The following is a 13,283-nucleotide window of genomic DNA, read 5'->3' on the forward strand; positions in this document are numbered from 1 at the left end:
TCCTAACTATTCCTTGCTCTGATTACCCGAGTTAGCTCCGTCCAAACAGTCCGAAGCCCCCTTTCCCTCAGCACGATCTCGCTTTCGTTTTCGTAGCTGCGGAATCAGCAGCGGACTCATGACTGCCGCACTAGCCAGCGCCGCAATCGCGGCGGCCACAAAAGTACCGACTATCCCCGGCCACAGCGCCATAAAAACCCCGGATACCCACCAGCCGGCAGCCCCCGCCAGCAGCGCCAGCAGGAAGGCTTTCAAAGTTGCTGTTCCAAGACCGCTCACTGCTTGTCTACCCGCTAACTGCCGCAAGCCGATTAGCAACCCTACAGCCCCCACAGTCATACCTACCGATTGGGCTAGCCCCATAGCTAGCAAGATTCCATTGGCTCGGTTAGATACCATTTCGGGTAGGACGGATCCCAAACCCCAGGAAAGTCCCGCAACTGTCAGCCAACCGGCAGAGGAAGCCACCACCGCTTGACGCGCTCCTCCGAGGGCATAAAGCACCCGAGAAACGTGATAGACCAGCCCATAGCCCACGATTCCTGGTGCCATCGCTACTAGTGCCCATAACATCCCCGGCACCGGATTGATGCGGGTGAAAATATCGGTCACTGGACGCGCCAAGGTAACCAGCAGCGCCGATCCAAAAAGCCCCACGATGGTGACTAAACGGGTAGAGGAAGCACATTCGGGATTGAAAGCGGCTTTTCCGCCCTGGTGTAAAAGCGAAGATAGTCGTGGAAACATCGCCGTAGCGATCGGCACCGCCAGCACCGCATAGGGCAGCATATAGACCGATTGGGAATATTGATAGATCGGCAACGATCCTTCCGCTCCATAGGTACGAGTCACTAGGATAATCACCAACACGGAAATCTGCTGGGCGATCAAAGAGCCCACTCCCGCGCCCGCTAGGTGCATCGCTTTTCGTCCTCGTCCCTGACCTAAATGCACAGTGGGACGCCAGCGAATCCCCAGGCGGTAGATAGGGATGAACAGGGGTAAGCTCATCGCTGCCACCCCGGCGGTAGTCCCCCACCCCAGGATCAAAATGGCGTTATGAGCCACTTGCTCCGGATCAGAAACCGAGGGAGTAAGGTAACCAAAAATCGCGTAAGTGCTGATTACCACCAGGGAGTTAAGCAGCGGACCTAAGGCGGGCAGTAAAAATTTTTCGTGCGCCTGCAAAATACCGGTGCCTACTACACACAATCCATAAAGCGGCACTTGCAGCGCAAACATTTGTAAGAATATGCTGATCAAGTGAGCTTGCAGCTGGGGGTCAACCCCCTGAGGACAAGGCATTACCTGCCCGATCCAAGGTGCCAACAAGAACACCGCCAGCCCTACCGGACTAAGTAGTAATAAAGCCCAGGTAATCAAGGCAGACGATACTCGCTGCACATCTTTATGCATCTGATCTGCAATCGGGCCAGCCAAGATGGGGATGGTGACTCCCGCAAGTGCTCCCCCTGCTACCACCTCGAACAAAACGGTAGGTAACTGGTTGGCGGTGGAGTAAGCGTTCGCGAAGGCACCGGTACCAACCCAGGCTGACTGGGTCAGCCAGCGACCAAAGCCAAAAACTCGCGACAGTAAAGTGAGAACGGAGATCATCCCCACCGCCGAAGCGAGAGCGGGCAACTTCTGCTTTACCCCGGGGATTTTCACCGCCGACGTCCTAGTTGGTCAATAGTACGCAAGCCCAGAGTTTTCGCAATCACCTGGGAAAATGAAATTTTTTCACTAGCGGCAGTGAGGGCTACTACCCCGAGGACGCCGATAATTCTCCCGCCGGTGCCAGTCTTTTGCGCCCAAGCCGAGCCCAGCAGCGCCCCCAGGGCATTTGCGCCGGTATCCCCGAGCATTTCTCGCTCTCCCAAGTCAGCCGGTAAAGCAAGCGCACTGGTGGCGATAGCCCCTCCCGCTAAGGCAGTCGCGGTATCTTTAGCTGGAATAAGTGGCAGGGCTGCCAAGGTGGCAACTTTCAAGCAGCGTCCCGGGCGCAGATCAAATAGGTTTGCTAAGTTAGCGCTACCCGCAATCAGAACCGTGTCCAGTATCCAGGTTCCTAGCCCGGTTCCTCGCGAACGCCCTATCCCGAGCGCCCCCAGGGCAGCGCCAGTGCCGATCCCCACTATTTTCAGGGCTCCGGTAGTAACTTTCCCCTGTGAAAGTGCCTGTAAATGACCATGAAATCCTTTTGGTACCGCCGGTTTTTCCTTTTTTGTTTCCGCGGTTTCGGCTAAAGAGACCGGAAGCGGCTCCGACTGCGTAGCCGAGCTGTCTACAGCCTTATCAGGCAGATCAGCGCGAGTGTCATCCCAATAGCCCAGAGCAGCCCCGGCAGCGACCGGGAGCATTGTTCCCACCCTTGCGGCGCGACCAGCTGCTAACGAAGCGCCAGTTGCCAAACAGGCAGCGGCAACTTTAATTCCTCCTGTAAGTGAGACCGTTTGCCCATGGAAATTCTGCCGTTCATAACGTCGGGAAACCTGGGGGGACAGGTGGTGAAGCAAGTATTTCCTGGCTAAGAAAAACCCCGCTCCGGCAGAAAGAGCTCCCCCGATTGCGCGTGCCACTACTGTCCCTCCGCTTTAGGTTGCGGAATTGGGGGAATAAGTTGGGTAGCGTAATGCTCAGTGCCGTATGCCTGGTTATTTCCGGCTTCATCCGCTAAAAGAGCAAAGGGAGTAGAAACGTTACTCATCACCGATCCGATGCTATCAACTGTGGTAACTTCAATTTTTTCGGCGCGAATCTGCGATAAATAGTCACCTTCGCTTTGGGCACTGCCTACTACCACCGTCCCTTTGGGAAGAGCGAGGTTAATACCTTTCACGAACTCTAAATCCGGTTTGAGCACCGGATCCTGCCCCTCTTTTTCCTTGCTTTGCGCAGTAGCGACCACTATCAATTGCGCCGGATCAGTAACTGCCGCAGCGGAAATCAAGGGGGTATCTCCCGCCGAAAGGCTAGTTACCAGGGTCTGTATTTCTTTGTCGGAACTGGTCAGCCCCATACCCAAAGCGGTTGCCAATACTTGTTGGCTAGAAACTTTCGCGTCGGCTTTATCTCCTAATTTGCTGGCTAAAGTTGACGCTAAAGTGTCGCGGTAGGATTGAGAATCTTCATTAAACCAAGAGTCCTTCAAAGCAACCGAGTCAGTGATAGCAGCGCCTGCCATCTTTAACTGCGCGTTTATTCCGTTCACGGCCTCATCACTTACCCCGGGCATTCTCACTACGGCTACTTTCTTGCCAGTCATAGTGCCCGGAGTTACCTTGCGACCCAAAACCCCGATATATTCACTGGAGTTATTTGCCTCTTTCACCAAATCTTCATTGGCCTGACGCAGCTCAGATTGCTGTTTAGATAGCGCTGTGACTTGCCCGGAAAGGGTATCGGAGATTTTCCCCTGCAAGGGTCCGGCCCCCAGTACCACCCCCATAGTGAGCGCGACCAGCACGGCCATCAATGATACTAAGTGATAGCGAAAATCAATCATTTTTCTCCTGCCTTGGTTAGCCCTTTAGTGAGGGAGCAACCCCGAATAGTTGACGGAAAAAGTCAATCAAATCATGTAAATAGATACCGGCAATCCCATAAAAAGTCTGCCCCACGGGGGTAACTGCTAGCGAAATTGCCACTGCTCCCACCCCGACTAGGGCGAGCAGTACCGTCTGCCAGGTAGATATTCGCGGCTGATAAAGCTGGGACACTCCTTTCGCGTCTACCAGTTTTGATCCCACTCGCAGGCGGGTGAGGAAAGTAGAAGCCATTCCGGAGCGTCCCTTATCCAAGAATTCCACCAAAGTCGCATGGGTGCCTAGCGCCACGATCATTTCCGCACCTTTATCGTCAGCCAGCAACATGGCGACATCCTCGGAAGTGCCGGTCGCAGGGAAGAGAACATGGGAGATGCCTTCTCTTTTCAACCGTTCTGTACCGGGAGCTTTACCATTCCGGTAGGCATGCACTACGATTTCCGCTCCACAACGCAACGCTTGGTCAGAGACAGAATCCATATCTCCAATAATCATATCGGGGGTGTATCCCTGTTCCAGGATGGCGTCGGCTCCCCCATCTACCCCCACTAACACCGGTTTATATTCGCGAATATAGGGTCGCAAGGAACGTAAATCTTCTTGATAATGGTAGCCACGCACCACAATCAAGGCATGTTTACCCGCGAACTTCGTTTTAACTTTGGGAACCCCAACCCCATCTAGGAGGAGATCGCGCTCGCGGCGCAAATACTCCATAGTATTAGCGGCGAAAGCTTCAATCTGGGTGGAGACTCCTTTGCGCGCCTCCTCTAAGTCAACTGCGATAGTTCCCGGAGTCTGCAATACACCCTGCGCTACTAGCTCTCCCTTTTGGTAGACGGCATTGCCTTCTACGGTGACCGTGCTACCTTCTTTCAGGTTCATGATCGCGCTGCCTAGATCATCGATCAAGGTAATACCGGCATCAACAATGATGGAAGGACCCATATTGGGGTAGCGTCCGGTAGTTGATTTGGCAGCATTAAGCACCGCACTAGGGGCGGCAGCCACCAGAGTTTCTGCTGCGATCCGGTCAATATCAGCATGATTAATAACTGCGATTTCACCGGCTTGGAGCCGCTGGGTCAGATGCTTAGTTTTCTTATCCACCCGCACCCGGCAGCTAGAGGCTGGTTCTGCTGCTTTCGTTTTGCTCCGTCTAAAAAGTCCCACGGGTCAACATTACCCCACGCTACAGGCGTTAATCAGTTCTCGAGCATGGTCAAGGGCAGATTTCGAGTCCGCTTTGCCGGCCAGCATCCGCGCAATCTCGCGTTCTCGCCTGTTACCTGCGACTTCTCTGACTTGGGCAGTATCGTTATTTTTCGACACTACCAGTTGTTTATCTGCCCAAGCCGCCACTTGGGGAAGATGCGTTACTACTATCACCTGCGCATGTTTTGCCAATCGCGCCAGGCGCTGGCCCACCGCGAGCGCAGTCGCCCCGCCGATTCCGGCATCAACTTCATCAAAAATAAAAGTCGGCGTCCCTTTAGCTAGAGACTTAGCAGCCAGGGTAACCTCCAAAGCCAACATGATCCGGGAGAGTTCACCCCCGGAAGCTCCTTGACCCAAAGGCCGAATTTCCGCGTTAGCACCCGCCCGCAAACCAAAAGTCACCTGGTCGAAGCCATGAGAGTTGGGATCAGCAAGCGATGTTAACTCGATATCGAATCCGGCATCCGGCATCTGTAAGCCAGCGAGCTCTCTCGCAACTTCCTTCTGCAAACTTTTTGCGAGGGCGAGGCGCGCGTGGGTTAATTTCTGTCCTAACTTTTCTAACTGTGAACTAGTCTTCGTCAGTTTCTCTTGGATAACCGCGCCCTGATTTTGCGGTCCGGAAAGTTGAATAATTCTGGCTCTGGCCGTATCTGCCCAGGTTAACCAGCTATCTAGGTCTTTTGCCCAGGGGCGATAGGCGTGACGTAACTGTGAAAGACGAGTTTGTGCCTGATCTAATTGCGCAGGATCCGCCTCTAGATTTGAAAGGTAGGCTCCGGCATCAGCCGAAATATCCAAGATTATTGAGGAGGCATCCCGCAGACCGCGTGCCAATTCGGAAAGTTCTTCATCGCTTTGGGCGCCCTTTTCCAATGCTTGGATGGCTGCGCTCACCAGGGAGGCTGCCCCGGCCGAGTCGGAACTATCTCCCCCGAGATAGTTATAGGCCGCTTGCGCCGCTTCTCTAAGATCTTCTACATTACCCAGTCGCTCAATCTTGTGGAGTAGCTGGTCTTCTTCTCCCGGCTCTGGTTGCAGTTTTTCCTGCAGTTCTACCCCTTCTTTTAGCCGTGAAACCTCTATCTCGCGTGCTTGACGTTGGTTTTCCCAATCTTCTAACTGGGTTTGCAAATGACGCCAAGATGTATAGGTAGCGCCAAATTCTGCCACCAATTCTTGATGCGAGGACCCCCCAAAAGAATCCAATAGAGCTAACTGCCGCGCCCCGCTGCGTAATCTAAGCTGCTCGGCTTGCCCGTGTATGGTAACCAGTTCGCTTCCGATCTGGGATAATACTCCACTGGGAATGGTGCGGCCACCACCGTGACAGCGCGAACGCCCGCGGGCAGGAACCGTGCGGGCTAGTATGATCTCTCCGTCCTCAACTAATCCGCCGGCCTCGGTAAGTAGCGCTGCTGCCTGCGAGGAACTATCGGTGACAAAAATCCCCTCTACCGCCAGTTCTTTTTCTCCATAACGTACCAAGGAAGAGTCAGCTTTTTTACCGAGCAGCAAACCAATAGAAGACAACACCATCGTTTTTCCTGCTCCGGTCTCCCCCGTAAGCGCGGTAAAACCGGGGGAAAAACTCAGTTCCGCTTGCGGGATTACCCCCAAATTTTTGATAGTAAGCTGGTCAATCATTTTTTATCCCAGCGAACGCCAGCCTTTAACCGGTAATTGGAATTTATGTACCAAACGCCCGGAGAAAGGAGTATCTAGAATCTGGGCTAGCATGACTGGCGCTTTGCCTTTAGTTGCCCGCATGGAGGATGCCGGAGGTACTTCATGGCAACGCAAGCCATCGAGCCACAGCTGCATGGGGGTACGTTGATCAGGCAGTACCGAGATTTCCATAGTGGATTCGGGGGATACTACCAGCGGACGAGTAAATAGGCCGTGTGCACCCAAGGGGGAAACCACTACTGCCTCTACATCTGGCCAGACAATGGGGCCACCAGCGGAAAAGCTATAAGCAGTAGAACCGGAGGGAGTAGCCACAATCAAACCATCGGCACCGTAGGTGGTAATGCCACGTTTATCAATCCCTAACCCCAGGTGGGAAGGGTGGGCACGATCAGTAGATAAAATCGCCGCCTCGTTAAGCGCCCAATCGTTTATTTCTCGGCCATCGGGCAAAGTGACGGTCACGTCTACCGTCATGCGTGATTGCACCGTATAGGAGCCGGCCACAATATGATCAATAACTTCGGAGATTCTATCGGGTTCTACCTCGGTTAGAAACCCAGTGTGCCCCAGGTTGATTCCGATTAGGGGAACTGCTTGGGCACGCGCGTAGCGAGCTGCTCCCAGCAAGGTGCCATCCCCACCCAGAGCAATTACAATCTCGACGGAGCCGGAATAGGTTTCATCTACCGGGGTTATCCCATGGCTACGCAGCTCTTGGGCAACATTATCAGCGGTTTTTTCCAGATCAGGGCGCGAAAGGTGCCGGATTACCATCACGTGCCGCTCACCCATATGCTTCTCCCCTTTTCGTGGTGTACTATTTCAGTTTTTCTTGCCCAGCAGGGCCACTTGTAATCGCGCAGCGCACCAGTTGCCGGATTTCTTCCTCACCGGGCATCAGCGCGCCCCGCCCTAGGTATACAAAGTACTCTACGTTTCCGGCCGGCCCGGGTAACGGCGAAGCCGCCACCTGTTTTAATCCTAACCCGTTTTCCTGAGCCGCCGCGATCACTGCCAGCACGGTGTGGAAATGATCTTCGGGATCGCGAACTACTCCTCCATCTCCCAAATCTTCGCGGCCGATTTCAAATTGCGGTTTTACCATCAACAGGTACTCAGCATCTGCAGTGGAAGCCCTAACCAGGGCAGGTATCACTAACTTAAGGGAGATAAAAGACAAATCTCCCACAATTAACTGGGCGGGTTCCCCAATCTTTTGCGGATCCAAGTAACGGATATTGGTACGATCATGAACTTCCACCCGCGGATCTTGTTGCAGACTCCAGCGCAGCTGGCCATATCCCACATCAACGGCGATTACGCTTTTCGCTCCCCGTCGCAATAACACATCGGTGAAACCGCCGGTAGAAGCCCCGGCATCCAGGCAGCGTTTACCTTTTATAACCGGGGCGTCCTCCCCCAAAATATCGAGGGCGCCCGCCAGTTTATAACCGCCGCGAGAAGCATATTCCTCATCCGGGCTGTCAGCTACCACCACCGCTTGAGCAGGATCAATCTGAGAAGCCGGTTTCGGCATAACCCGCCCATCAACACTGACCCTGCCAGCGGTAATCAGCCGAGCCGCGTGCGCACGAGAAGTCGCCAAATGACGGCGTACCAGTTCACGATCTAGCCGACGCAGCCTACCCATGATTATTTTCTTTCTATCTGGGCATTTAGAGAATCCAAAGCGGCAGATAATTTGGTTGCTGCCGTCTCCAGGTCGCTTAAAGTAACTTGCGGATAGATGCTGCCGGCTTCAGTCGGCCAACTGCCTAATAGTTGATCGATATCGGATTTTCGGGCTGCTAGTTCCAGGTCTTCTGGATCGTCGGAAAGGCTACTGCTGTTGCTCACTGTCAACCTCACCGGGAAGCAGCAGCTCAAGTTGCAGGTCTTCCCCGTCTACTCCCTCATCACCGTTAGCTGCCTCTGCTACCTCAGCTACTTCCTGCGCTTGCTTCGCTGCCAGTGCCGGTCCACTCGAGGTTACCTGCGCTTGTGGGGTCTTCTCCCCTGATTCTTCCGCTACCTCTTCTTGCACATCTGCTTCATCTTCCGAGGGCGCAGAATCCAGAATTTCTGTGTTCCCGTCTACGGAACTTGCGGATTCTTCCGCTACCGGAGGTTCATCCTCTTCCGATAAATCAGGATCCGGAGATTCCACCTCGCGTACTACCTCGATATCCGGTAGATGGACAAACACTCCCTGGTCACGCGCATCCCACACGGCGGCGACTAGTGCGCGATAATCTTCCAGACTGAGGACTGCCCCGTTATCTACCGGTTCATCTTCGCGCATCACCCGTCCATCTTCGGCCACCATAAAAGCGGCAGATTCCCCGCTAGTCCAAGCTCCAGTAGGTTGATGCACCGGGCCAGGATGCGCGCGGGTTAGATCCGTAAGATCCAACCCCAGATAGGAGGGGCGCCTATCGGGGTACGCCAATGCCACGGCTTTGGCATCAGAAACCCCGGTGAGCACATGGAAACTGAGCATATCGGCAGCAACTGCTCCTGCAATATCGGTATCGAGACGATCTCCCACCACTAGAGGTTTACTAGCGCCTGCATGGGATGCCGCTTTCCGATAAATCCCCGCGAAAGGTTTTCCTCCGGCGAACGGTTTTTGTCCCGTGGCATGTTCTACCGCTGCCACCAAGGAACCATTCCCCAAGGCAAACCCCTTTTCAGTGGGCAAAGTAGCATCCAGGTTAGTGGCCATAAACAGGGCGCCAGCATTGATCGCATAAGCAGCCTCTGAAAGCTCGACCCAGCCTACTTCAGCTCCATAACCCTGGATTACCGCCGCCGGTTGTTCGCTGGCCTTGCTAACTACCTCAAACCCGGCTTGTGCGACGGTATCACGCAGCGCTTGCGTCCCGACCACCAACACTTTGGAGGCGGGTTCAATTTTTTGGGTGAGGATTTCTACCGCATCCATCGCCGCCGTCATGATCTCTTCCGGAGCTGCGGCAATCTGATGCCCCTGGAGCTTTTCCGCCACCTGCTGCGGGTTACGGGAGGCATTATTGGTTACGAACTGGAACTTTATGCCGGTTTCCCGCGCCGCCGCTAAACCGGATGCCGCATTAGGAATATCGCGGGTACCGGCGTAGCAAACTCCATCGAGATCAATGAGGAGCACATCGGCAGTCTCCACTAAAGGTTTACGACTTCCGCGCAGATCAGAGGGCACATAAGGGTTGTCGGCTTCGAGCACTTCTTCCAGATCAACAATTGCTACCGTGTCGGGAACCTCTGGGGTTTGCTCGGCAACCTGGTCGGCTTCTTCCTGCCTGCCGAGTTCGCGCAACAGGTCGGCCTTGTAGGAAAGAATCCTTGCCAAAAGTACTGGTTCTTCCAGTTGTTGCTGTTCTAAGAACTGGTTTAACACCAGGAGGGCTGCATCAGATTCCCCTAAATCGTGGCGCGCTCCCGCTTGCACGATGACTAGTTCCACCAGGTCGGAAAGACCATAGGCGGAAGTGTCGGTTTCGGAAATAATTTCTAGAGCTTTCTCGGGTTTGCCCAGTCCGCGTTCACAGTCCGCTTCAATCGCCCGCAAACTGTCAGTCCCATCTAAGCGGCGCGCAGCGCGTACTTCCCGTAGCGCTTCGCTATATTTACCGCTGGCGTAAGCTGCCAGCGCACAGGCTTCCCGCACCGTCCCGATCCGACCTGCCCGGCTAACTGCCGCCTTGGCATGCAAGTAGGCTTCTTCGGCGTCTACATCTAGCAGCGAGCCCGCCATCACCAGATGACGCGCCACTTTTTCGGCATTGTCCGGATCTAGCGAAGATAAGGCTGCCCGAGATTCTCTATCCAGGTCAGAAGCTTTGACTGCCGCAGGAATCTGGGGTTCATTATCGTGGCGCCATTCTTTGGCGCGGTAACGGGAATCCCGAACCCCGAAGGAATGTTTTCCTGAGCGAGGCGCTTGCGCTTCCCGCTCCCGGTGTTCATCCCGTCGATTATCGCGGCGGTTATCGCGGTCAAAGCGCCTACCACCCCGGTTGAATCCCCGGCGTGAGCCTGCCTCATTTTTCTCCCCCCGGCGATAGGAGGAGCGCCCTGAACGCTCCCCGGCTCCGTGAGAGACCCCGCGGTCATCACGATAGTTGCGGCGTCCTCCCCTATTATCTTCCCGGTCTGTCCGGTAGGAGCCGCGACGATCATTACGATCATTGCGAGAATTACCCCCGCGCCGATCCTGCCACTTGCCACCCCGACGGTTGTCTTTGCGGTGTCCTCCCTCGCGGTATCCTCCCTCGGAGCTTCCGCGCCGGCGATAGCTGTCGCGATCGCCTTGCCGCTCGCCTGAAGAATCTGAGTAGTTGCGTTGATTACCGGAACCGTGCCCGCCGCCCGCTTGTGAACGTCGCTTACGCCATTGAGGTTCGCGTCCGCCACCATGCTGATTAAAATTGCTCAACTCTAGATCCTTATCTTTTACTACTGCTTAGTCGACTTCCTTCTATTCTAAGCGTAAAGAGCGCCCCGAAGCTGCTTCTAAAAGGTTGTCTATCCTCACTATTTCGCATGCTCGCCCTAGGCGCCAAGGACAGGTTCGCCTAGGGAGCCGGCTATGGTTTCCAATGAAATTCTGGCTGGTGAAGAACGCCCTAAAGCCTACTTCACCAGCCAGAAAACTTGTTTTGCACTTCCCCTTAGCGCTCTCCTCCAAAGAAGAGCGACCAGGGCATTTCTAGGGGCGCATCCTCAGCTACTACCGAGTACAGGTAGCGGCACAGAGGGAAGTCTTCCTCTTTGATTACTCCCCGCTCCGTCAGCGGTTTGAGCGCCGCCCCGATTACCTGAATCGCGGCGACTCCCTCTAGAGTTACCCCTTTCATGAGGGAATCGCGCACTTCAGAGAAAGGTACTCCCGAGCCTACATAACGGCCGGCTTTAACGTTGCGACCGCCCATAGAGGTTACGAACATATCGCCAACCCCGCCCAGGCCATCAGCGGTTACGGCCTCTCCCCCAAGTAGCTGCACAAATTGGCGGAGCTCCTTTTGTCCTTGCGCAAATACGGCAGCTCCATAGTTGAAGCGCACATATTTGGCATCGGTTTTACCTTCTTTATCTAGCAAGCCGTCGCCGAATCCGGCAGCAAACGCGTAAATGTTCTTAGTCGCTGCCCCGGTTTCGTGCCCGATGAAGTCGGTGGAAGTCCATACATGGTAATAATCACTGCGGAACATTTCAGCCAGTTTGGTTAATACTTCTTGATCTTCTCCGCAAAAGACTACGCAGGTGTCGTGATGAACCGCGAGTTCTCCGGCGATAGAAGGCCCAACGATGGCTGACCAGGAAACTTGCGAGGCGAGCTCCGGGCCTACCGCTTTCTTGAGTACCTCCGGCAAAATATGCATGGTGCCATCCTCGTCGGCGCGCATCCCTTTGGTAATACACAGTACATGTTGTCCCGGTTTCAGCAATCCGGCCAGTTGCTCGCCAGCCCATTCGATCCCGAAGCTATTAACCCCGCACATGACCACGTCTGCGTCTGCGAAAGCTTCTTCTGCATCCTCTAACTGATACGCCTTAACCCCATCGTTAACCTTTAGCCCCAAGTCAGGATGGATACCTTTGGTTTTTATAGAGTCGATAATATCCCGATCCAAATGGGTACCCACCAGGCGCACCTCATTACCGTTTTCACTGGCGGGGAAAGAAAGAGCGGTTGCCATGATTCCCGATCCCAGCATTACAATCTTTGCCATTTTGTTTTCTCCTCAGGGTGTTGCTAATCAGGTGTTCCTACATTATTTTTCAGTGGGTATTTCAGCCGATTTCAATAGCGACTGTGCCAGACCCGAATCCACTATTAAGGTGTCCACATATCCGCCTCTTAAGGTAGCCATGGTGGTGGCGGTTTTCCCACTACCGGAAGACACTGCCACTTTCATGCGTGCCTCCTTTAAGGCTTTCAGGCTAATACCAATTGTGCACTTATCTAGCTCTAGATCCGCGGGCAGACCTTCAGCATTTACAAATCGGCATAGCAGATCCCCTACTACTCCGCGGGAAATAAGTTTTTGTAGTCCCTGTTCAGAAACATAACCAGAACGCACCAACACTGAGTCTGCCTCTAGTTTTCCCGGTGAAAAACAGATCACATCAGCGTTTGCTGCCGCCTCCAGGGTTGCCTTGATAGAAAAGTCACTGCGCAGAGCAGACGCAATTCGGCTATCTCCTACCAGGGCTGGCGCTGGTAGCACTCGCCCAAACCCTCCGGCTTTTTCTGCGATGGTACGGATCGATTCGGATACAAAATTGTCTTGCGTGTAGCTTGGTCCGCCATTGGTTTGGATCACGGTAGTGCCCCGAGACCACTGATCCGGAAGCTCTCTGGCAACTCGGGCAATCGTCTTCCCCCAAGAAACAGACAGGGTTCGGGGCTGGGGACGCAGCGACTGCAAATGCCGGGCTGCAGCTCGCGCCACTGCGCGAAAGGTAGCGTTCTCTCCGGTTTCTTGCGGAACCACTATCACTCTATCCAGATCAAAATACTCTTTTAGGGCTTGCTCGATCTCATAGTGCTCGGCCTGCGGGGGCTCAATAGTTATCCGCACAATTCCGCGGTCACGGGCTTCTTGAATTAAACGGGAGGCTGTCCAGCGACTAAAGCCAAGCTTTTTACCAATCTCGGCGTGGGTGAGAGAATTCTCGTAGTACATGCGCGCTGCTTCCACCAGCAGATCTACTCGATATTCTTCGCCGCTCATGGTCTCCCTTTGCTTTTCTTTGCTTTTATCAGCCTAAGCCGTTCCCCTTGGTCAGAATTGCCAAAACCAACCTTTTGCAACAAAAGTG

Annotated in this window: 11 protein-coding genes; all 11 read right to left on the minus strand. The window is 54.2% G+C overall.

Annotated elements, in window-relative coordinates; translation table 11 throughout:
* Positions 1–6 precede the first annotated feature (6 nt).
* A complete protein-coding gene (gene murJ, locus E6072_RS02230) occupies positions 7–1,671 on the minus strand; it encodes a lipid II flippase MurJ (RefSeq protein WP_316693427.1) in 1,665 nt (554 codons plus the stop codon).
* Positions 1,668–2,582: a hypothetical protein gene (locus tag E6072_RS02235; protein ID WP_316693428.1), complete on the minus strand. Its 915-nt coding sequence runs from the start codon at positions 2,580–2,582 to the stop codon at positions 1,668–1,670. The genes murJ and E6072_RS02235 overlap by 4 nt, the downstream gene beginning before the upstream one ends.
* A complete protein-coding gene (locus E6072_RS02240; RefSeq protein ID WP_316693429.1) occupies positions 2,582–3,508 on the minus strand; it encodes a copper transporter in 927 nt (308 codons plus the stop codon). The genes E6072_RS02235 and E6072_RS02240 overlap by 1 nt, the downstream gene beginning before the upstream one ends.
* Positions 3,509–3,524: 16 nt before the next feature.
* Positions 3,525–4,721, minus strand: a complete 1,197-nt coding sequence (steA, locus tag E6072_RS02245; RefSeq protein ID WP_316693430.1) for a putative cytokinetic ring protein SteA — start codon at positions 4,719–4,721, stop codon at positions 3,525–3,527.
* Positions 4,722–4,730: 9 nt separating this feature from the next.
* Positions 4,731–6,413 (minus strand): DNA repair protein RecN, encoded by a 1,683-nt coding sequence (recN, locus tag E6072_RS02250; RefSeq protein WP_316693431.1) that lies wholly within the window; start codon positions 6,411–6,413, stop codon positions 4,731–4,733.
* A 3-nt stretch (positions 6,414–6,416) separates the two neighbouring features.
* Complete coding sequence (locus E6072_RS02255) at positions 6,417–7,250, minus strand: NAD kinase (protein ID WP_316693432.1); 834 nt, start codon at positions 7,248–7,250, stop codon at positions 6,417–6,419.
* 25 nt (positions 7,251–7,275) lie between these two features.
* Positions 7,276–8,109: a TlyA family RNA methyltransferase gene (locus E6072_RS02260; RefSeq protein ID WP_316693433.1), complete on the minus strand. Its 834-nt coding sequence runs from the start codon at positions 8,107–8,109 to the stop codon at positions 7,276–7,278.
* 2 nt (positions 8,110–8,111) lie between these two features.
* On the minus strand, positions 8,112–8,315 hold the full coding sequence (locus E6072_RS02265; protein WP_316693434.1) for a hypothetical protein: 204 nt from the start codon (positions 8,313–8,315) through the stop codon (positions 8,112–8,114).
* Positions 8,299–10,893, minus strand: coding sequence for an HAD-IIA family hydrolase (locus E6072_RS02270; RefSeq protein ID WP_316693435.1), 2,595 nt, complete (start codon positions 10,891–10,893; stop codon positions 8,299–8,301). The genes E6072_RS02265 and E6072_RS02270 overlap by 17 nt, the downstream gene beginning before the upstream one ends.
* A 235-nt stretch (positions 10,894–11,128) precedes the next feature.
* Positions 11,129–12,190, minus strand: coding sequence for a glycerol-3-phosphate dehydrogenase (locus E6072_RS02275; protein ID WP_316693436.1), 1,062 nt, complete (start codon positions 12,188–12,190; stop codon positions 11,129–11,131).
* A 42-nt stretch (positions 12,191–12,232) separates the two neighbouring features.
* Positions 12,233–13,195: a sugar-binding domain-containing protein gene (locus tag E6072_RS02280; protein ID WP_316693437.1), complete on the minus strand. Its 963-nt coding sequence runs from the start codon at positions 13,193–13,195 to the stop codon at positions 12,233–12,235.
* Positions 13,196–13,283 lie beyond the last annotated feature (88 nt).

The organism is Varibaculum cambriense, from assembly GCF_032557235.1.
GTDB classification, from domain to species: domain Bacteria; phylum Actinomycetota; class Actinomycetes; order Actinomycetales; family Actinomycetaceae; genus Varibaculum; species Varibaculum cambriense_C.